The organism is Amycolatopsis balhimycina FH 1894 (assembly GCF_000384295.1).
GTDB lineage: Bacteria > Actinomycetota > Actinomycetes > Mycobacteriales > Pseudonocardiaceae > Amycolatopsis > Amycolatopsis balhimycina.
Window position 1 is genome coordinate 9,400,471 of the sequence record NZ_KB913037.1, and the last position, 18,868, is coordinate 9,419,338.

Here is an 18,868-nt window from a genome sequence, read left to right on the forward strand (position 1 = left end):
ACTCCGGTATAGTGATCGTCACGCCCGGATCCCGGGTCAAGGAGGGGACGGGAGAATGTCGGTTTCGCATACCCTGCTCGCGCTGCTCGAATCGGGCCCGCGGCATGGCTACGACCTGAAACGGGCGTACGACGAGCAGTTCGGCCAGGACCGCCCGCTGGCGTACGGCCAGGTCTATTCGACGTTGTCACGACTGCTGCGCAACGGCATGGTCGAGGTGGCGGGCGTCGAGAGCGGCGAAGGGCCGGAGCGGAAGCGCTACACGATCACCGACGCGGGGATCACCGACGTCGAGACGTGGCTGCGCACTCCGGAGAACCCGCAGCCGTATCTGCAGAACACGCTCTACACGAAGGTGGTGCTCGCGCTGCTGTCCGGGCGCAGCGCCTCCGACGTGCTCCACGTCCAGCGCGGCGAGCACCTGAACGCGATGCGTTCGCTCACCAAACGCAAGAACGGGGGCGACCTCGCCGATCAGCTGATCTGCGACCACGCGCTCTTCCACCTCGAGGCGGACCTGCGGTGGCTGGAGCTCACCGCCGCGCGTCTCGGCGAACTCGAAAAGGCGGTGCGCTGATGACCAGGCCGGGAACTCCGTTGCTCGTCGGCAACGGACTGCACAAGTCGTTCGGCCGGACGCCGGCGCTCGACGGGGCGGCGCTGTCCGTCTCGGCGGGGGAAGTGCTCGCGATCATGGGTTCGTCCGGTTCGGGCAAATCGACGCTGCTGCACTGTCTCGCCGGCATCCTCCGGCCGGACTCCGGCACGATCAGCTACGGCGGCGCCGACCTCGTCGGGATGGACGACAAGGGGCGGAGTGCGTTGCGGCGCACCGACTTCGGTTTCGTGTTCCAGTTCGGCCAGCTCGTACCCGAGCTGTCCTGCCTCGAGAACGTCGCGCTTCCGCTGCGGCTGATCGGGACCAAGCGGAAGCAGGCCGAGGCCAAAGCGACCGAATGGCTCGCCCGGCTGGAGGTCGACGGGCTGGCGAAGCGCCGTCCCGGCGACGTGTCCGGCGGGCAGGCGCAGCGGGTGGCGGTGGCGCGGGCGCTGGTGACGGGGCCGAAGGTGGTCTTCGCGGACGAGCCGACCGGCGCGCTCGACTCGCTCAACGGCGAAAAGGTCATGCGGATGCTCACCGAGGCGGCACGGGAAACGCACGCCGCGGTGGTGCTGGTGACCCACGAGCCGCGGGTCGCGGCTTATTCGGACCGGGAAATCATGGTGGTCGACGGGCACACGGTCGACCGGGAGCTGGTCGCATGATGCGGGATCTGGCGCTGGGACTCCGGCTGGCCGTCGGGGGCGGCCGGATGTCCGGCGCGGCGCTGCTGCGCCTCGCGATGACCGCGTTCGGGATCGCGCTCGCGGTCGCCGTGCTGCTGCCCGCCGCGGCGGTCCACCACCTGACCGGCGCGCAGGCGGAGCGCAAAGCGGCGATCGCGCAGGTCACCGAGCCGCGAGCGGGCGTCGCCCCGCTGCTGGCCTACAACTGGTATCTGTCGTCGGTCGGCGACGACTTCGTGGGGATCACCGCGGTTGCGGCGACCGGGGCGAACTCGCCGGTGCCGCCGGGGCTCAGCCGGCTGCCCGCGCCGGGAGAGCTCGTCGTGTCGCCGGAGCTCGCCGCGAAGCTGGCCTCGCCCGACGGCGGCTCGCTGAAGGCGCGGCTGCCGGGGCACGTGGTCGGCCGGATCTCGCGGGAAGGCGTCTCCGGCGCGGGCGATCTGACCGCGTTCTACGGGGTGCCGGCCGCGCAGATCGAGGCTGCGGGCGCCGAAGGCAGGAAGATCTACGCGTTCGGCAAGCCCTACACCGGGCTCGGTCTGTCGGCGATCATGCTGGGCGCCATCCTGCCCATCGCGGCGGTGCTGCTGCTGCCGTTGCTGATCTTCGTGACCACCGCGTCGCGGATGGGCGCGGCGCAACGGGAACGCCGGCTCGCCGCGCTGCGGCTGATCGGCCTGGACTCCCGGCAGGTCAAACGGGTCGCGGCGGCCGAATCGCTGGTCGGGGCCGTGATCGGGCTCGTGGCCGGGATCGGGTTCTTCGCCCTGCTGCGCACGTTCGTCGCCGGCAACCTGCCGTTCGGCCTGCGGATCTTCCCGGAGGACTTCGTCCCGGCCTGGCCGCTCGTCGTGGTGATCGTGCTGCTGGTGCCCGGGCTCGCGGTCGGTTCGGCGCTGTTCGGGCTGCGCCGCACGATCGTGGAACCGCTCGGCGTGGTCCGTCAGGGCAAGCCGGTGCGCCGGCGGGTGTGGTGGCGCTGGGCGCTCACCCTGATCGGCGTGCTGCTCCTGGCCGCCACTCTGGCTCTCGACCGCGGCGAAGGCGACACCGCCGGCGGGGTGGCGCTCGCGGCGGGCAGTGTGTTCCTGCTGGTGGGCGTCGCGGCCCTGCTTCCGTGGCTGGTCGAGCGGCTCGTGGAGCGGCTGCACGGCGGTTCGCCGTCGTGGCAGCTCGCGATCCGGCGGCTGCAGCTGGACAGCGGCACCGCCAGCCGCGTGGTGTCGGGCCTGGTCGTCGTGCTGGCCGGCACGATCCTGATCCAGGGCGTGATCACGTCGCTCGGCGGCGACATCAAGCAGTACGCCTCGCCGGACGGCGTGGCCGCCGCCCCGGTGCGAGTGCGAACCACCGCCGCGCACGAGGCCGAGGTCGCCAGGCTGGTGTCGGCCGCGCGCGGGGTGACGGGCACGCACCCGGCCAGGACCGTGGCGTTCCGGTCCGGGGAGAAGCGGGGCTACGGCGTGGTCGGCGATTGCGTGGCGCTCAAGACGCAGGCGAACATCGGCGACTGCGCCGACGGAGACGTGTTCTACCTGGTGCCGGCAGGAGGCGGCGCGGCGCCGACCGGCGAGCTGCAGCTGCAGGGCTATTCCCACGGCCGGGAAACGAGCGGTCCGGAGTGGACGGTACCCGGCAACGTCCGGGCCGTGCAGTCGGGTGACAAGGCAGCGGGCGACAGCCTGCTGGTCACGCCGGGCGCGCTCGGCGGGCTCGCACTCCCGGACTCGACGGTCGTGGTCTACGTGTCGGGCACCGGCGACCCGCGGGCGCTGACCGACAACGTCGCGAGGGCGGTCAACCCGCTCGCCTGGAACGCCGAGGTCGGCAACAGCGACTACCTCGACGATTACCGTGCCCGCGACCAGCAGATGATGGAGAGCTTCCGTGCGGTGCTGCTCACCGCGTCGCTGTTCGTGCTCGCGGTGGCCGCGATGAGCCTGCTGATGCTGTCGATCGAGCAGATCAGCGAACGGCGGCGGCCCCTCGCGGCGCTGTCCGCGGCCGGGGTGCCGATCGGGGTACTGGCCCGCGGATCGCTGTGGCAGACCGCGGTCCCGGTGGTGGTCGGCGTGGTGCTGGCGGTCGCGGCGGGACTGGGGCTGACCGCGCCGATCCTGCGGCTGGCGGACCGGCCGATGATCATCGACGTCCCGGTGCTGCTCGCACTGGCGGGCGCCACGGTGGCGGCGGTCCTGCTGGTGACCGGGCTGACGATGCCGTTGCTGCGGCAAGTGACCCGATTGGACACGCTGCGCTCGGAATGAGCCGGCCGGCGACGGCTTTGGGCTGGGCGGCGGCGGCGGCGGACGAGCTGATCGGCCTCGTCATCCACCCGGCGCTCCCACGTCTGCTGTTCGGGATCGACCCGTTGGTGGACGAGATGCCGGAGGAGGCCCACCTGGCGGCGGATGTCGACCTTGACCGAATCAGGCAGCTCTTCCGCATCGTCAGCCCTGATGCGGGTCGGTGCCGTTGAGTGCCGCGACGACCTGGTCGTAGTCGCCGCGGGCCTCGCCGTAGCGGAGGAACTTGACGCGCTCGACCTGGATCTCCTTCGCCTCCGGCTGCGTCTCGAGGATGCCCATCACCTCGGCGACGAACTCGCCGAGCGGCAAAGCCTGGTCGTTCTCGGCCTGGCCCGGCAGCAGGTCCGTCTGCACCGACGGCGGCTCCAGCTCCAGGACGCTCACCGAGGTGTCGGCCAGCTGCAGCCGCAGCGACTCGCTGAGCATGTGGATCGCCGCCTTGGACGCGTTGTAGCTCGGAGTCACCTTGAGCGGGGTGAAGGCCAGTCCCGAGGAGACGGTCACGATGGTGGCGTCCGGCCGGGTCCGCAGGTGCTCGACGAAGGCGGCGATCAGGCGGATCGGACCGAGCACGTTGGTCGTCACAACGCTTTCGGCCGATTCGAGGAACGTTTCGGGCTGGTGCCAGTCCTCGACGCGCATGACACCGGCCATGGTGACAAGCACGTTCAGCCCGGGGTGGCGGCCGAGTACCTCCTTCGCCGCAGCCTGAACGCTCGCGGCGTCGGTGATGTCGATCCGGACCGTGTCGACACCGGGGTGTTCGGCGGCGATCCTCTCCAGTAGTTCGACGCGGCGTCCGCCGACGATCACGGTGTTGCCCCGCTCTCGGAGGGCGAGCGCGAGGGCCAGGCCGATGCCGCTGGTGGCGCCGGGGATGAAGACGGTGTTTCCGGTGATGTCCATGCCCCGAGTCTCGGCGTCCCGGCCGCGTGGCGGCAGAGAGCGCTCATCGGGGGATCGGCTGTCCCTGGTTCGCGCCCGGCGGCGCGGGATACTGGGGTCATGGATCGAGCGGACCTGGCGGCCTTCCTGCGTCGGCGCCGGGAGCAGTTGCAGCCTGAGGACGTCGGTCTCCTGCCGGGAGCCCGCCGCCGGACGACCGGGCTGCGGCGGGAGGAGGTCGCGTCGCTGGCCGCGATGTCGACGGACTATTACACGCGCCTGGAGCAGAAACGCGGTCCGCAGCCGAGCGAGCAGATGCTGGCGGCGCTCGCCCGCGCGCTGCGGCTGAGCGACGACGAGCGGAACTACCTGTTCGTGGTGGCCGGCCGCAACGCCCCGTCGTCCGCGGCGACCGCCGCGCACGTCGCGCCCGCTTTGCTGCGGGTGCTGGACCGGTTGTCGGACACGCCCGCGCTGATCATGTCGAACCTCGGCGAGGTCCTGGTGCAGAACCGCCTCGCCGAAGCGCTCTACGGCGGAAATTCCCACCACACCGGTCTCGCGCGCAGCGAGATCTACCGCTGGTTCACCGACCCCGGCCAGCGCCTGATCTACCCGGAGCACGACCGCGACCGGCAGAGCCGCGCGCTGGTGGCGAACCTGCGGGCCGCGCACGGGTCGATGGGTCCGCATTCACGGGCCGGTGAGCTGGTGCGGGCGTTGCGCCGGGAGAGTGAGGAATTCTCACGGTTGTGGGAACGGCACGAGGTGGCGAAGCGGTTCGAGGACCACAAGGTGCTCGTGCACCCGCACCTGGGGGAGATCGAGGTGGACTGCCAGGTGCTGTTCACCGAGGACCAGTCGCAGGCGTTGCTGGTGCTGACCGCGCCGCCACGCACGGAGGCGTTCGAGAAGCTGCAGCTGCTGGGCGTGCTGGGCCACGAGCAGTTCGAGGACGCCGGCCAGGGCCGGTGAGTCCGGCAAGCCGAGCCGGGAGGGCTGTCCCGGCGACCGTGCGGCGGGCGCCGGCGCGCCCTGATCCGGAGCGGAGACCGGGCGAATCAAGTCAGGCGTCTTGATTGAGTCACCTGTCTTACCTAGGCTGCGGTGATGCCCGACGACAGAGCGCACGCAAGCGACACCCCGGCCGCGGCGTTGGCGCTGGAGGGATTGCCGCCGTACCCGTTTCCGAATCCCACGGCGCTGGAGCCACCGCCGGAGTGGGAACGGCTGCGGTCGCAGTGCCCGGTGGCTCGCATCGAGCTGGCCAGTGGCGACGAAGCGCTGCTGCTGACCCGCTACGACGACGTCCGGGCGATGCTGTCGGACCCCCGGTTCAGCCGCCAGCTCGACGCCGACGACGCCTCCCGGGTCTCCGACAGCGAAGATGGCGGGGTGTTCAGCAGGCCCTCCGCGGCGGCGGGCGAGGCGGCGGACACGGATGAACCGGTCGCGTCGATGCTCGGCGGTCCCGGGCACCGGCGTTGGCGGCAGCTGGTTGGGAAAGCGTTCACCGTCAAGCGGGTACAGGCGTTGCGCCCGGGGATGGAGCAGCTGGCCGAACAGCTGATCACGGAGATGGTCGAGGCCGGCGCACCCGCCGACATCGGCCCGGCATTGGGGTTCCCGCTGCCGGTGTTCGTGATCTGCGACCTGCTCGGGGTGCCGCGGGACGATCGGGACCGGTTCGCGCGCTGGTCCGACACGATGCTCAACATGACCCGGTTCACCCAGGACGAGATCGACCGGTCGGGCCGCGAGTTCTCCGAGTACATGACGGAACTGGTCGCCGCCAAGCGGTCCGCGCCCGGTGACGACCTGCTGAGCGACCTCGCCGCCGACATGAGCGCGATCGAGCTGGTCATGACCGGGCAGGGACTGCTCATCGCCGGCCACGAGACCACCGCCAACATGATCGGCAAGATGGTCGCGATGCTGCTCGCGGACCGCGAGCACCGCTGGGAACGCCTGCTCGCCGACCCGTCGCTGGTGCCCTCCGCCGTCGAAGAGGCGCTGCGGTTCGACGCCAACCCCGGATTCGGGATGCCGCGCTACATCTCGGAAGAGACAGTGGTCGGCGGCACGACCGTGCCGCGCGGCACGACCGTGGTGTGCAGCATGGCCGCCGGCAACCGCGACCTCGACGCGTTCGACGGCGCCGGCGACATGGACCTCGCCCGCCGGCCCAACCCGCACCTGGCCTTCGGCGTCGGACCGCATTCGTGCGTGGGCCAGCAGCTCGCGCGGGTCGAACTGCAGACCGTCCTCGAGGTGCTGCTGCGCCGCCTCCCCACCCTGGAGCTCGTCGGGGACGCCGCGGACCTGCGGGCCCGGCAGGGACTGATCGTCGGCGGCATCGACCGGGTGCTGGTGCGGTGGTGACCATGCCGCGACCGCAGCCGGGCGGGAGGTCGGCGGCGACCCGGGCCCGGCTGCTGGCGACGGCGGAGCGGCTGATCGCCGAGGACGGCGTGGCCCAGGTGTCGAGCCGGCGGCTCGGGCAGGAAGCCGGGCAGGCCAACAACTCGGCGGTCGCCTACCACGTCGGCACGATGGAGGAGGTGATCCTCGCCGTGCTGCGTCAGCACGGCGAGGCGATGGACCGCATCCGCGCCGGGATGGTGGACGCGGCCGAGGGCTCGACCGAGCTGCGCGACCACGTGGCCGCACTGGTGCTGCCCACGACCCTGCACCTCGCGGAGCTGGGTGTGCCCAGCTACTACGCCCGCTTCGCCGCCCACGTCGTCAGCGATCCGGCCCTGCGCGCGACGGCGCTGTCGGTCACCACGTCGACGCCCGTGATGCAGCGGGCGCTGCTGGCGGTGGCCGCCCACGCCGGCGATGCGGCCGGCCCCACGATCCTGACCCGGTCGGCGATGGCCCGGCACGCGATCATCCACACCTGCGCCGAACGAGAAGCCGAACTGGCCGAAGCCGGGAACCGGTCCGGCATCCCGGGCTGGGCCGAGACGGGCGAAATCCTGGTCGACGGCATCACCGTCCTGCTGGCGGCACCACCAGTGCGGCGAACTGCCGGCAGCTAAGACCACATCTCATTTGGGGTTGTTGTGGGTCAGAAGATCCAGCTTGACGGCTCGGCGGTAGCAGATCACCGCGCAGGCCAACTGGGCGAAACCCAGGAAATGGGCGGCCTTGCGCTCGTAGCGACGCGCCAGCCGACGGAACCGGGAAACCCACTCCAGGGTCCGTTCGATGACGTACCGGTGGCGTCCCAGCCGCTTGGCCGACTCGATACCCCGGCGGGCGATCCGGGCAATGATGCCTCGCCGACGCAGCGCCTTCCGGCAGGCCGGGTAGTCGTGCCCTTGTCCGCGTGCAGCTTGTGCGGCCGGCGCCGAGGCCGTCCGAGCGGCCCAGCGACCGGTGCGACCTCATCAACCACCGCCTCGAACGTCAGGTGGTCATTGCGGTTGGCTGCAGAGATGACGATCGACAGCGGGATGCCACCGCGCTCGCTCATCGCGTGAATCTTCGAGCCCGGCTTGCCCCGGTCGACCGGGCTGGGGCCGGTCAGGTCCCCCCTTTTACCGCCCTGACCTGCATGGCGTCCACCGACGCGCGTGACCAGTCGATCGCTCCGGCAGAACCGAGCAGATCCAGCATCATCTGGTGCAGCCGGGCGAACACGTCCGCCTCGACCCACTCGGTGAACCGGCGATGCGCGGTCGCAGCACTGACCCCGAACGAGGCAGGCAGCGCTGACCAGGCACAACCGGTCTGCAGCACGAACAGGATCGCCGCCAGCACCGCACGGTCGTCCAACCGGCGCCGACCTCCGCCCTGGTGGCGTTGCGGCGCATCGGGCACCAGCGGGTACGCCAGCAGCCACAACGGCTCCGGGCACCACTTCTCCACATCGCTCATCGTTGATCAACGATATCGCCTACCAGGCAACACAGCCAAATGAGACACGGTCTAAGGCCGTTGCGCACGCGTTACGGGAGTGTCCGCGTTCGGCCGGCAACACGCTCCCTGTTCGGGCGGGTGGTCGACCAGCGCGTTACGCGGACCCGGACACCGGGGTGGACGCCGGCTCGGCCGAGGTGCTCGTCGCGATCCCCGGGGCCGGCCTGGTGATCGCGCAGGGCGGTCAACTCGGCTTGGTTTGTGTGCCGGCGCGGAAACCGCAGCTTGCCGGGTGGGGCGAATCGAGCTACTTTCGATACGAAACGGTAGCGTAGCGGAAGTGGGGTGTGGAGTGGGTACTTCGGAGTCCGGCGGCATGACTCGGCCCTCGGTGCTGGGACGGCCGCGGGATTCAGGCCGTGACCTGGCCATTCTCGACGCGACGCTGGCACTGTTGACCGAGGTGGGATACGAGCAGCTCTCGATGGAGGCGGTGGCCGGGCGTTCCGGGGCGGCGAAGACGACGATCTACCGCCGGTACCCCGGCAAGGCGACGCTGGTCGCCGCAGCGGTCGAGCGCCGCGCGCCCGCGAAGCCGCCACAACCTGCGGGAGAGAGTCTCCGGGAGGTCGTGCATTCCCTGACGGCATGGCTCGCGCGGAGCATCTCCGAACAGGACGTGGGTCTGCTCGGGGCCCTGTTCACCGGCATGCGCAACGACGCGCAGCTCGCCCAGGCGATGCGGCGAATCCTGCGGCGGGACGAGAACGCGATGACGGACAGCCTTGTTCAGCAAGCGGCCGAGCGGCTGGCACCCGGGGCGGCAACGCTCTTTGCCGAGGTCGCTCCGGCGCTGATCGTGCATCGCGTCGTGGTCGTGGGCGAGCCGTGCGACGCCGCCTTCGTCGAGCATCTCGTCGACGACATCCTCTTGCCGCTCCTGCGCCGTACCTGAGCGTCCTCACCCGCGATCCGGCCGATTCGAATCACCGGCAAACCAGGAGGCACGATGAAAGCAGTACGTTACGACCGATTTTCCGGCATCGACGGGATCTACCTCGCGGACGTCCCCGAGCCCGTGGCCGGCCCGGGCGAAGTGGTCGTGCGGGTCGAAGCCGGTGCGCTCAACCCTGGAGCGCTACCGGCGCTGCACGGCAGTTCGTACACGCCGGGCCGCGATCTCGCCGGTGAAGTCGTGACGGCCGGTGCCGACGTGCCCGGCTTCACCGCCGGTGACGCAGTGCTGGGCCGCCTGCAGAGCTGGGACGCCCACGCCCAGTTCGTCGCCATCCCCGCGGACCAGCTGGTGAGCAAGCCTCAAGCCCTCTCCTGGGACGTGGCAGGCTCGCTCTACACCACACCGATGGCGGGCCTCGGTGCCATCCGGGCGGTGGAACCCCGGCCCGGCGACACCATCGTGATCTCGGGCGCATCGGGCGGCGTCGGGTTCACCGCCGCCCAGCTCGCACTTCGCGCCGGAGCGACGGTGATCGGCCTGACCAGCGACGCACATTTCGACCTGCTCCGGCACCATGGCATCGAGCCTGTCCGATACGGCGACGGCGAACAGGAACGGATCCTCGCCACGACTGATCGAGTCGATGCCTTCATCGACGCTGTCGGGGGCGGCTACATCGACCTCGCCATCAACCTCGGCGTTCCGGCAGACCGCATCGACACCGTCGTCGACTATCGCGGAGCGAAAGAGAAGGGCGTCAAATCTCTCGGAACGACCGACGCCGGCGGTCTCCCGGCGCTGGCTGAGCTGGCCACCCTCGCCGCTGCCGGTGACCTGCGCATCCCCATCGCCGCAACGTATCCACTCACTGCCGTGCGCGACGCCTATCAGGCCTTGGCCGATCGCAAGGTCCACGGGCGCATCGTGCTGCATCCCCAAGATCTCGGCTGAACCACGCCGCGCGGCCAGAACGCACGCGCGGCGCGGCCCGGGAGGTGTGTACTAACGCGACGCGCCCGCACGTTCCACCAGCTCGGCGGTCGCCTCCCACAGGCGCCGCTCGCGTTCGCCGTCGTGGGCGAGCGGCTGTACCTCGGTCAGCTTGGTCTTCACTACGAACGCGCCGTCGCGCAGGTGTGCCCACTTGTCGTCGAGGGCCATCGCGGCCAGCAGCGGCCCCGAGCGCCGCGGCGTCGATACGCCCGGAATCCGGCCCAACGCGCGGCTGATCGCCTGGAACGCCGCGGGAGCGCCGCGGCCCAGCGCGGTGCCGGGCATCCAGCCCGGTTCGAACACCGACACGCTGATCCCGGCGCCGGCGCGACGCTGCAGCTCGTGGGCGTAGTACAGGATCGCCAGCTTGGCGTTGGAGTAGGCGGTGCCGGAGACAGCCATGCCCGGGGCCTGCTCACCGGTAGCCGGGCGGGCGAGCTCGACGGGGTCGGCCCACTCGGCCTCGGCCACGCCCAGCAGCTTGCGCCAGAAGTTGGCGTGATAGGTGTTCGAGCCGAGCAGCACGACCCGCGCCGGGGCGGTGAACGAGCCGAGCAGGTCGCCGATCAGCTGGGCGTGCGCCAGGTAGTTGACGGCGAAAGTCAGCTCGTAGCCGTCCGACGAGGCCTGACGGGTGTCGGCGGACATGGTGCCGGCGTTGGCGACCAGCGCGCGCAGCGGTCGGACGACACCGTCGGTGAGCAGGCCGCGCGCGGTGGCCGCGGCGGCACGGACGCCGGCCAGGCTCGCCAGGTCACAGCCGATCTCGTGGACGCGCGCGCCGAGGGCACGGGCCTCGTCGGCGACTGCGGTCAGGTCCCGCCCCGCACGGCCGGCCAAGAGCAGGTCAGGTCGCTGTTCCCTGGGGCGGTCGGCCATGGCCAGCACGGCGTGGCGGCCCAGGTTGCGGGTCGGGCCGGCGATCAGAACGGTTCCGGGTTCGGTCATGGCGCCAGCCTGCGGGAACGTCTCGGCGGCAACCAGTCGTCCGGTTTTCGTAGGACTGCCAGGGCCACGACAACCCGGTCCGGACCGGCGCACACTGGAGCCCGTGGAAACGTGGGAGTTCGGCCGGACGGTACGCCGCTGGCGCGACCGGACGGCACCCGAGGTCGTTGGCGTGCCGGTCGGCCGGCGGCGCCGGGCCACCGGGTTGCGCCGCGAGGAACTGGCCGCGCTCGCCGGCATCTCGGCCGACTACCTGACCCGCCTCGAGCAGGGGCGCGCGACCGCACCGTCGGCGCAGGTGGCGGAGTCGCTGGCCCGAGCGCTGCGGCTGTCCGACACCGAACGCGACCTGCTCTACCGGCTGGCCGGGCACGCCGCGCCCGGCCCGGATATCGTGCCGTCGCGGGTCCCTTCGAGCGTGCAACGGCTGCTCGACCGGCTCTCGCACACCCCGGTGGTCGTGTATGACGCGAGTTGGACACTCGTGCTGGCCAACGCGCCCTACGACGCGCTCATGGGCGACACGACCGCCTGGCGCGGCCTGGAACGCAACGCTGTCTGGCGCAACGTCGCCCGCCTGCCCTCCAGGGTCGTGCACACCCCGCAGGAGCGGGCCGAGCACGAAGCTCGGCTCGTGGCCGACCTGCGCCTGACGGCCTCGCGCTACCCCGCCGACCGCACCCTGCGACGCTTGATCACCGACCTGGTCTCCGGCAGTCCGCGCTTCGCCGAACTCTGGGACGGCGAGGCCCCACCGCCCCCGGCCGACCCGTCCCGGCGCAAGACCATCGACCACCCGGAGGCCGGCCCGATCACCCTCGACTGCGACACGCTGTTCGTCGTCCTGGACGACCTGCGCATAAGCGTTTACACCGCCGAGCCCGGCACCGAGGACGCCGACCGCCTGGCCCTCGCCGTCGTCCTGGGCACTCAGGCGCTACAACTCTGAGCACGAAGGAGAAAGCGGCTGGGCCCCGACCGCGCCGGCTGCTGCGGTGCTCGGGTCGGCTGCCCGGCACCGCCGCGCGAGTCACGCCCGGACCGCACCGGTGGCGGACCCCACGAGCGTGACCGGCCAGCGAACCTCCTCGGGCTCGTCCCCTTTGCGGAGGCGCGAAAGAATGTCCAGCTGCCCGTCGGTCAACCGTCCGCCGGTGGCGATACAGCCGCGCACGACGGACATCACCTCGTCGTTGGCGGATCCCGGGTGAAGGTCCCGCTCCCACAGCTTCAGCGCGTGCATGGCCGCGCGGCGCGACACGTTCGGGGTTGACGCGTACCAGTGCCCACCCATCCTGCTCGGTGGCGGCTCGCCGGGTGAGGGCACCCGCCGACCGAGCCGCTTCTGCCGCACGCGCGAGCTGACGTACGAAACGGCCTCCGCGCGCCACACAGCACGGCTGGCCTCCAACGCCTCCAGCGCCCGCAACAGAGCCGATTCGTGCTGCTGATACGGACCGGCCAGCTCACCGAGAAAGCTCAGTGTCGCCCGGTGGCCGGTCGGGTGGTACAAGCGCACACACGAACACAACGCCGCGACCCGCCGGCCGTGCGCCAGCCGCCGGTCACGCACCCTGCGCGCCCGCTCGGTGAACCCCATCAGCCAACACTACCGATCACCACGGCTTCGGACGCCCGTTGGCCGTCGAGCGAGCGTCACCCTGATCGTGATGTGCCGTGCTAACGTGATCTCCGGCGTGGCTCACGCCGGACCTCCATCGACTGTCCCCAGCACAGTCTTGAACGGAGGCAAAGGGACTTTCGTCTCGGGTCGCTGTCCTTGTCCGTCCGTCTCGGACGTAGTGATCGCTGGGGGACCTCCGTTCGAGCCGCGGAAGGGCCTTGATGACAGCGAACAAGAACTTCAAACGCCGGGTTCGCGCCCGTGCGGCCAAGACCGGCCAGTCCTACACGACTGCTCTCCGGCACTTCCGGCAGGCTCCGGCGGGAGACCTCATGGCGGAGCCGAAACAGCTGCGATTGGCCGTGGCACAGACCATCCTGCGCGAAGATCCCCGCGACAGCGCGGGGCTGCGGGACAGCGGGCGCGACATACGCCGGCTGATGCGCGAGGCCCACGAGGCGGGCGCGGCACTCGTGCACTTCCCCGAAGGCGTGACCTGTTCTCCCCACAAGCGGGTCATGTCCGTCGAGGGCCCGGACAAGGTCGGGCCGGCGGACTGGAACCGGTTCGAGTGGAATGTGCTGCGCCAGGAGTTGGCCGCGATTGCGGAAGCGGCCCGAGAACTCAGGCTCTGGACTGTTCTGGGCTCGGTGCATCGCCTGACACCCCCGCACCGCCCGCACAACAGCTTGTACGTGATCTCCGACCGGGGCGAGGTGGTCACGCGTTACGACGAGCGCATGTTGTCGAACACGAAGGTGACCCACATGTACACGCCGGGATCGGCTCCCGTGACCTTCGGCATCGACGGGCTGCGGTTCGGGCTCCTGCTCGGCATGGAGGTCCACTTTCCCGAGCTGTTCATCGAGTACGAACGGCTCGACGTCGATTGCGTCCTGTTCTCGACAGCCGGGCCGGGCCGGCAAACCGACGACGGGTCCTTCGCCACCCAGGCGCAGGCACACGCAGCCACCAACAGCTACTGGGTCAGCTATGCCGGTCCTGCGCAGGACGCGGTCTCCGGCGCACCGTCCGGCGTGATCTCCCCCGCAGGGCGATGGGTCGCTCGCTGCATCGAGGACGGGAAGCCGTCGATGACGATCGTCGATCTCGACAGCGGTCCCCGGAACTTCGCACGACTGTGCCGGCGCACAGCACGCTCGGGCGTCTACGACCCGCACTTCGTCCAGGACGACCACAGGAGCGACGACCGTCGCGTGTTCTAGAGGTTTCGGCTCGTTCGTCGTCGTGCCGCCCTGACGCCTGCCGGTACGGCGGGACGTCAGGGGGCATCGTCCTCTTCGTCGTGGGCGGGGTCGTCGCGGCCGGCCGCCTCACCGGCCGCCTGATCGGTGAATTCGCGAGGCGATTGGGGTCGCTCCGAGTCGGATCCTCCCCGCCTCAAGTCCTCGATCCGGGCACGAAGCTCGTCGGCCCGCTGTCGCCGGCGATCGTCTTCGGTGGGCTCATGCATACGAGCCAGCCTAGGACTGCCGATCCTCGCGGAGCCCTTCGATGTGGGCACGCAGCGATTGCGCACGCGCGGAGGACGCCTCCTCCGACGAGCCGGCCGCCGTGATCGCCCTGGTGAGGCGGGAGTTCTCCGGCTCGAGGGTGGACAGCCGCCGCGTTTCCGGCCTGGCTGCGTCGATCATCTCGCGCAGGCTGCGGTTCGCCCGGGCCAGCACGCCCAAGTCCGGGAACTTCGGCTCGGTCCCGAAGAACGTCTCCTGGAACCAGTGGTCGCTCACCGGATCGTGCCAGCTGAGGTATCCGCCGGGAAGTACCTGCCGCGGCTCGGTGAGCCGGCCGTTGAAGCTGTACCGGACGCCGTCGTGCCGCACCGGGTCGAAGTAGCGCGGCGTGTAGAAGTCGGACACCAGGACGTCGTTGACGGTGTAGGCGAAAGCATCGTCTTCCGAGGGATCACAGACCTCGACGAGAAACTCGACGCGTCCCTGTCCGGGCTTCGGTGACGGATCGGCCATCAGGCGATTGCCGAACGGATCGGCGAGCATCTCGAGGGTCTCGTGACTCGCGGTCAGCGACCAGCTCGAACCCGCCTCGACGAGGGCGAACGGCTGGCCGTTCTGGTCGGTGTGGAAACCCGCGGCGTCTTTGACATCCGCGACGACGATGACGGGCCAGTACCCGAGGGGCACCGCTTCCAGGCTGTCGAACCCGTCGACCGTCGCGCGCACTTTCCAGATCGGAGCGAAATCGCGCGTTACCTGCTTCTGGAGCGCTGAGGCGACCCGAAGGATCTCCGGCGTCGGCACGCCGGCGTCATCCGAGACCAACGCGACTTGTCTGATGAGCATTTCATTCCTCCGTCGTTCACCTCAGCCGGTCAGGGTCATGGTGAAGTCGTCGTGGTCGCCGACGTCGAAAGCGCGGAACCCGACAACCCTGGACGCTGATGTCCCGATGCCGAGGCAGTGGTTGAACGCCTCGTCGGTCACATAGACATTGACCGGGCCGGCCCAGACGAACGACCGCGAAGCGTTCTCGGCGTAGAAGTACCAGAACCGGTTGTGAACATCGTCGAGGTCGTTGGCGTAAACCGTGACACAGGACCCGGGAACGATGTGGAACCAGCCGATCGTCTGCCAGTCCTTGCCCTCGCCGCCGCAGGCACCGGGACTGTGGAACATGTAGGCGACCCATACGTCTTCGTTGTGACTGTTGCAGAACCTGAGCATCCTATTTTTCCTCACCGGCGCCGGAAACGGGCAGCTTGTACGACGCTCGGCGCACAGCCGACGCCTCGATTCCGAGCGCGTCGTGTTCGGACGCGCTCTGGAAGCCGGCTCGGTGAACGGCGACACCGGCACGCGCACCGGCGGTTTCGGATGTGACACCCAGGGCGACGTGATCCTCGGCGAGAGGTGGTTTCTCCGGGTTTACGGCCATGACGTTTTCCTCTCTCGACGACGCCGCGAATCGAACCGGGGTGCCGTCGACCTCACGGACGCTTGCCGGTTGATTGTTGAGTCGGAAGCCGAGGCGAACCTGTGTCGCTACGCCGAAGCATTCATCCGTTTGGATTAACGCTCTACGACGTGGAGATCAAAGCTCCGCACAGCGCGCGGAAGTGGCCGGACCGTCCCCGCGGACGGTCCGGCCACTGCTTGATCCGGTCTCGTGAGACTTCGGCGAAGCGTCGATCCGATCAAGCTTCGAAGACGACCACGCTTCGGTGAAGATCCGGCTGGACCTCGGTCAGTCGATGCCTTCGACGATGCGGAAGTCGCGCTCGAAGCCGTCGGGGAGTGCGGCCAGCGCCTCCTGGTAGGCCGCACTCTCGTATGCGGCGACCGCCTGTTCGAAGCTGTCGAACTCGATCAGGACGACGCGCTCGGCGATTCCGGCTTCGTGTGCGACGACCCGGCTGCCACCGCGGGCGAACGTCCGCCCGCCTGCGGCCTTGACGGCCGGACGGGCCAGCTCGTTGTAAGCAGCCAGCTTCTCAGGGTCTGTGATGGTGGGGTAGACGCTGACCCAGTAGCCCTTGGGCATGGAACCTCCAGTGTGGGGATGAGCACATCTGACTTACGGGTTGGTCTCGGACGAGCATCGGCGGGCGAGAGCGAGGCTTGTCAGCGTAATGATCGCCATGGCGCCGATGCCGACCAGCGCCGCGGTGGTGTAGGCGTTGTCGTCGGGGAAGAGGTGGCCGGGCCGGTGCCCGCGGCGAGGATCAGGCCGCCGATCAGGACCTGGTGCGCGGCCCACGACATCGAGCTGGTCTACACACCTGCCAACGCGTTGTGGCTGAACTGGATCGAGTGCGAATTCACCGCCGTCCGCTACTTCACACTAGACGGCAGCGACTACCCCAGCCACGCCGCTCAGGTAGCCGCCATCGCCGGCTACCTCCGCCGGCGCAACCGCCACTGCCACCCCAAACGCCACTTCGCCGTCAACTCCAAGATCCACCGCCCCGACAACCTACTCGACGTTGCTTGATGAAGCACTAGGCCGGTGGGTCGGGGAGGGGGTATTCGTGGATGAGGGCACGGATGTCCTGGACGGGTTCGTCGGTCGCGGCCCATTTGGCGCGGATGCGGTCGAGGTAGGAGCGGACGGTGGGGATGGCGATGCCGAGGCGGCGGGCGGTGGCGGCCAGGGTGCTGCCGGTGCCGTAGAGGTAGAGGACCTGGAGTTCCTGCGGGGACAGTTCGGGTGGGTCGTCGTTGATGAGGGTCATGAGTTCGGTGGTCAGCGCCAAGTGTCCGGTGTGGACGGTGCGGATGGCGTCGATGAGCTTGTCGGCATCGTCGTCTTTGATGAGGTAGCCGGAGGCGCCGGCGCGGATGGTGGCGCGGACGTGGCGGCGGTCGCCGTGTACGGAGATGACCAGGACGGCGGCGCCGGTGGCGCGCAGGGCGATGACGTTGGCGTCGGGGTGGGTGCCGTCCTCCAGCTGCAGGTCGAGCAGGACGACATCGGGGCCGGCGGCCTGAGCGGCGAGGTAGCCGGCGACGGTGGTGGCGGTGTGCACGAGGGTGATGTCGGTGGTGTCGGCGAGCAGGGCGCGCAGACCGGCGGGGACGAGTTTGTCATTGTCGATGACGGCGATCCGGATCATGCCGGCCATCGCAGGTCGATGCGGGTGCCTTCACCGGGGTGGCTGTCCACTGTGGCCGCCGCGCCGATCTCGGTCATCCGCTCGATGATCGAGTGCCGGATACCGTAGCCGAGATCGGTGGTCGCGGGGTCGAACCCCTTGCCTTGATCGACAATCGCCACGGTCACCACCGGCCCGCCGGCCCCGCCGTCCCCACTGGCCATGGCGGTGAGGCGGACGCGGGCGGTGCCGGCGTGCGCGGCGGCATTGCTCAACGCTTCCGCGCTGGCCAGGCACAGAGCGGTGACGACCGCGGTGGGGAGGTCGTCGGGCAGGTTGGCGAAGTGGTACTCCACCCGCAGCCCCAGTGCGGCGCTGTCGCCGCCGGCTTTCATCAACGCCAGGGAGAGGTCGGTGAGGGTGCCGCCGGTTTCATCGGGGGCGGCGCCGCGCAGGGTGGTGACGCTGACCGCGCACTGCCGGCGCACCGTGGGGTCGGGGTGGGCGGCGGGTCCGGGGCCGGCGATCATCGTCAGGACGCGCAGCGGCCCGTCGTGCAGGGCGCGGTAGCGGCGGACCTGCTCGCGAAAGTGCCGGGTGCGTTCCTCGGTGTACGCGCGCTGGGCGGCGAGCCGTTCCCGTGCCGTGATCACCTGCGTGGTGGCGATGTCCACGTGGTGCACCGCCCGCCACAACCGCTGGATGAACACCAGGCAGCAGGTGGCGGTGCCGACCTGCCAGCCGATCGTGCTGACCAGCGAGGTGACGTCCCCGCCGCCGTCGGACAACGGTGGCTGTCCGACGACGTAGGCGACGGCGAGCGCGGTGCAGCCGGCCGCGGTGCCCCGGGCCGAACCGCTGATGAGCGCGACGGCCACCGCGACACTCACCGTGATCGGCTCCAGGTAGGAATTGGACACGTTCGAGAAAATCGGGCTGTCCACCGCCAGCGGCAGCACGATCATGGCGGCGACGGTGATCGTGACGTCCGCGACCAGCACCGCACCGGGCACCGCCGCGCGGCGCAGCACCAGCGTGATCAGCACCGCGCTCCACCCTGCCAGAACCCCGTACACGACGATGGCCAGCGGAACCCGTGTGTAGGCGTGGCTCTGCACGCCGCCGGCGACGCTCAGCGCGACCATGGCCAGCGTGGCCAGCCGGGACAGCACGACGACCGCGGCCACGATCCCCCGGACCTGCCGATCCAGACCCGCCGCACCCGCGACCTCAGCCTCGGCCACCGCCGGCTGCGTCGACGACACTCCTCAGCATCTCCCGGTCCCGCTCGACTGGATACGCACCCGATCCACCTTGGCACCTCGCCGGCGGCGCGTCCATGCCGCACCTGTGCGGCATGGACCGGTCCGGACGGGTCGCGCCAAGATCGGTGCCCGGCACCCCGCCATGGGTGACCGGCCTGAACG

The 18,868-nt window shown here is 70.1% G+C and carries 21 protein-coding genes and 1 pseudogene; 13 read left to right on the plus strand and 9 right to left on the minus strand.

The window, feature by feature from the left end; all coding sequences use genetic code 11:
* Positions 1-55: 55 nt before the first annotated feature.
* From A3CE_RS0143325 to A3CE_RS0143340, 4 genes are read left to right on the plus strand one after another with little or no spacing between them, the layout of a single operon-like run.
* Positions 56-577: a PadR family transcriptional regulator gene (locus A3CE_RS0143325; protein WP_020646370.1), complete on the plus strand. Its 522-nt coding sequence runs from the start codon at positions 56-58 to the stop codon at positions 575-577.
* The gene (locus A3CE_RS0143330; protein WP_026469418.1) at positions 577-1,266 is read left to right on the plus strand and encodes an ABC transporter ATP-binding protein; all 690 of its coding nucleotides are present in this window, start codon (positions 577-579) and stop codon (positions 1,264-1,266) included. The genes A3CE_RS0143325 and A3CE_RS0143330 overlap by 1 nt, the downstream gene beginning before the upstream one ends.
* Positions 1,263-3,554 carry an FtsX-like permease family protein gene (locus A3CE_RS0143335; protein WP_026469419.1) on the plus strand — a complete coding sequence of 764 codons (2,292 nt, stop codon included), beginning with the start codon at positions 1,263-1,265 and terminating at the stop codon, positions 3,552-3,554. The genes A3CE_RS0143330 and A3CE_RS0143335 overlap by 4 nt, the downstream gene beginning before the upstream one ends.
* Positions 3,551-3,766 (plus strand): hypothetical protein, encoded by a 216-nt coding sequence (locus tag A3CE_RS0143340; RefSeq protein ID WP_020646373.1) that lies wholly within the window; start codon positions 3,551-3,553, stop codon positions 3,764-3,766. The genes A3CE_RS0143335 and A3CE_RS0143340 overlap by 4 nt, the downstream gene beginning before the upstream one ends.
* Here A3CE_RS0143340 and A3CE_RS0143345 read toward each other — a convergent pair.
* Complete coding sequence (locus A3CE_RS0143345) at positions 3,738-4,502, minus strand: SDR family oxidoreductase (protein ID WP_020646374.1); 765 nt, start codon at positions 4,500-4,502, stop codon at positions 3,738-3,740. The two genes, A3CE_RS0143340 and A3CE_RS0143345, sit on opposite strands and share 29 nt — an antisense overlap.
* A 99-nt stretch (positions 4,503-4,601) precedes the next feature.
* On the opposite strand from A3CE_RS0143345, the gene A3CE_RS0143350 reads away from it, so the two are divergent.
* The 3 genes from A3CE_RS0143350 to A3CE_RS0143360 all read left to right on the plus strand — a co-directional run bounded on the left by A3CE_RS0143350 (position 4,602) and on the right by A3CE_RS0143360 (position 7,525).
* The gene (locus A3CE_RS0143350) at positions 4,602-5,456 is read left to right on the plus strand and encodes a helix-turn-helix transcriptional regulator (RefSeq protein WP_020646375.1); all 855 of its coding nucleotides are present in this window, start codon (positions 4,602-4,604) and stop codon (positions 5,454-5,456) included.
* Positions 5,457-5,591: 135 nt separating this feature from the next.
* Positions 5,592-6,863, plus strand: a complete 1,272-nt coding sequence (locus A3CE_RS0143355; protein WP_020646376.1) for a cytochrome P450 — start codon at positions 5,592-5,594, stop codon at positions 6,861-6,863.
* 2 nt (positions 6,864-6,865) lie between these two features.
* Positions 6,866-7,525: a TetR/AcrR family transcriptional regulator gene (locus A3CE_RS0143360; protein ID WP_043791408.1), complete on the plus strand. Its 660-nt coding sequence runs from the start codon at positions 6,866-6,868 to the stop codon at positions 7,523-7,525.
* Positions 7,526-7,534: 9 nt separating this feature from the next.
* Here the strand turns inward: A3CE_RS0143360 and A3CE_RS57000 are convergent.
* A pseudogene (locus A3CE_RS57000) lies at positions 7,535-8,366 on the minus strand (IS5 family transposase).
* 358 nt (positions 8,367-8,724) lie between these two features.
* Here A3CE_RS57000 and A3CE_RS0143380 point away from each other — a divergent pair.
* Both A3CE_RS0143380 and A3CE_RS0143385 read left to right on the plus strand, forming a co-directional pair.
* Complete coding sequence (locus A3CE_RS0143380; RefSeq protein WP_245589687.1) at positions 8,725-9,303, plus strand: TetR/AcrR family transcriptional regulator; 579 nt, start codon at positions 8,725-8,727, stop codon at positions 9,301-9,303.
* A 54-nt stretch (positions 9,304-9,357) separates the two neighbouring features.
* Complete coding sequence (locus A3CE_RS0143385; protein WP_020646381.1) at positions 9,358-10,257, plus strand: NADP-dependent oxidoreductase; 900 nt, start codon at positions 9,358-9,360, stop codon at positions 10,255-10,257.
* Between the two features lie 51 nt (positions 10,258-10,308).
* Here A3CE_RS0143385 and A3CE_RS0143390 read toward each other — a convergent pair whose 3' ends face one another.
* Positions 10,309-11,247 carry an SDR family NAD(P)-dependent oxidoreductase gene (locus A3CE_RS0143390; protein ID WP_020646382.1) on the minus strand — a complete coding sequence of 313 codons (939 nt, stop codon included), beginning with the start codon at positions 11,245-11,247 and terminating at the stop codon, positions 10,309-10,311.
* A 103-nt stretch (positions 11,248-11,350) separates the two neighbouring features.
* Here A3CE_RS0143390 and A3CE_RS55655 point away from each other — a divergent pair, with 103 nt between their 5' ends.
* Positions 11,351-12,196 (plus strand): helix-turn-helix transcriptional regulator, encoded by an 846-nt coding sequence (locus A3CE_RS55655; protein WP_020646383.1) that lies wholly within the window; start codon positions 11,351-11,353, stop codon positions 12,194-12,196.
* 81 nt (positions 12,197-12,277) lie between these two features.
* On the opposite strand, the gene A3CE_RS0143400 is transcribed toward A3CE_RS55655, so the two are convergent.
* The gene (locus A3CE_RS0143400; protein ID WP_245589688.1) at positions 12,278-12,847 is read right to left on the minus strand and encodes a hypothetical protein; all 570 of its coding nucleotides are present in this window, start codon (positions 12,845-12,847) and stop codon (positions 12,278-12,280) included.
* Positions 12,848-13,203: 356 nt separating this feature from the next.
* On the opposite strand from A3CE_RS0143400, the gene A3CE_RS0143405 reads away from it, so the two are divergent.
* On the plus strand, positions 13,204-14,097 hold the full coding sequence (locus tag A3CE_RS0143405; RefSeq protein WP_245589689.1) for a carbon-nitrogen hydrolase family protein: 894 nt from the start codon (positions 13,204-13,206) through the stop codon (positions 14,095-14,097).
* A gap of 258 nt (positions 14,098-14,355) precedes the next feature.
* Here the strand turns inward: A3CE_RS0143405 and A3CE_RS0143415 are convergent, their stop codons facing one another.
* Positions 14,356-15,072, minus strand: coding sequence for a hypothetical protein (locus A3CE_RS0143415; RefSeq protein ID WP_125591353.1), 717 nt, complete (start codon positions 15,070-15,072; stop codon positions 14,356-14,358).
* A gap of 141 nt (positions 15,073-15,213) precedes the next feature.
* Positions 15,214-15,573: a DUF1036 domain-containing protein gene (locus tag A3CE_RS52590; RefSeq protein ID WP_020646387.1), complete on the minus strand. Its 360-nt coding sequence runs from the start codon at positions 15,571-15,573 to the stop codon at positions 15,214-15,216.
* Here A3CE_RS52590 and A3CE_RS57005 point away from each other — a divergent pair.
* Entirely contained in the window at positions 15,557-15,922 is a 366-nt protein-coding gene (locus tag A3CE_RS57005; protein ID WP_125591354.1) for a hypothetical protein, read from the plus strand. The genes A3CE_RS52590 and A3CE_RS57005 overlap by 17 nt on opposite strands.
* 171 nt (positions 15,923-16,093) lie before the next feature.
* Here A3CE_RS57005 and A3CE_RS0143430 read toward each other — a convergent pair whose 3' ends face one another.
* Entirely contained in the window at positions 16,094-16,390 is a 297-nt protein-coding gene (locus tag A3CE_RS0143430) for a DUF1330 domain-containing protein (RefSeq protein ID WP_020646389.1), read from the minus strand.
* Positions 16,391-16,408: 18 nt separating this feature from the next.
* Between A3CE_RS0143430 and A3CE_RS58150 the strand changes: the two genes are divergently transcribed.
* Positions 16,409-16,840, plus strand: coding sequence for a hypothetical protein (locus A3CE_RS58150; protein WP_211231873.1), 432 nt, complete (start codon positions 16,409-16,411; stop codon positions 16,838-16,840).
* Between the two features lie 7 nt (positions 16,841-16,847).
* Here the strand turns inward: A3CE_RS58150 and A3CE_RS52600 are convergent, their stop codons facing one another.
* Entirely contained in the window at positions 16,848-17,462 is a 615-nt protein-coding gene (locus A3CE_RS52600; RefSeq protein WP_169524053.1) for a response regulator transcription factor, read from the minus strand.
* Positions 17,459-18,706 (minus strand): sensor histidine kinase, encoded by a 1,248-nt coding sequence (locus A3CE_RS0143445; RefSeq protein ID WP_020646392.1) that lies wholly within the window; start codon positions 18,704-18,706, stop codon positions 17,459-17,461. The genes A3CE_RS52600 and A3CE_RS0143445 overlap by 4 nt, the downstream gene beginning before the upstream one ends.
* Between the last annotated feature and the right edge of the window lie 162 nt (positions 18,707-18,868).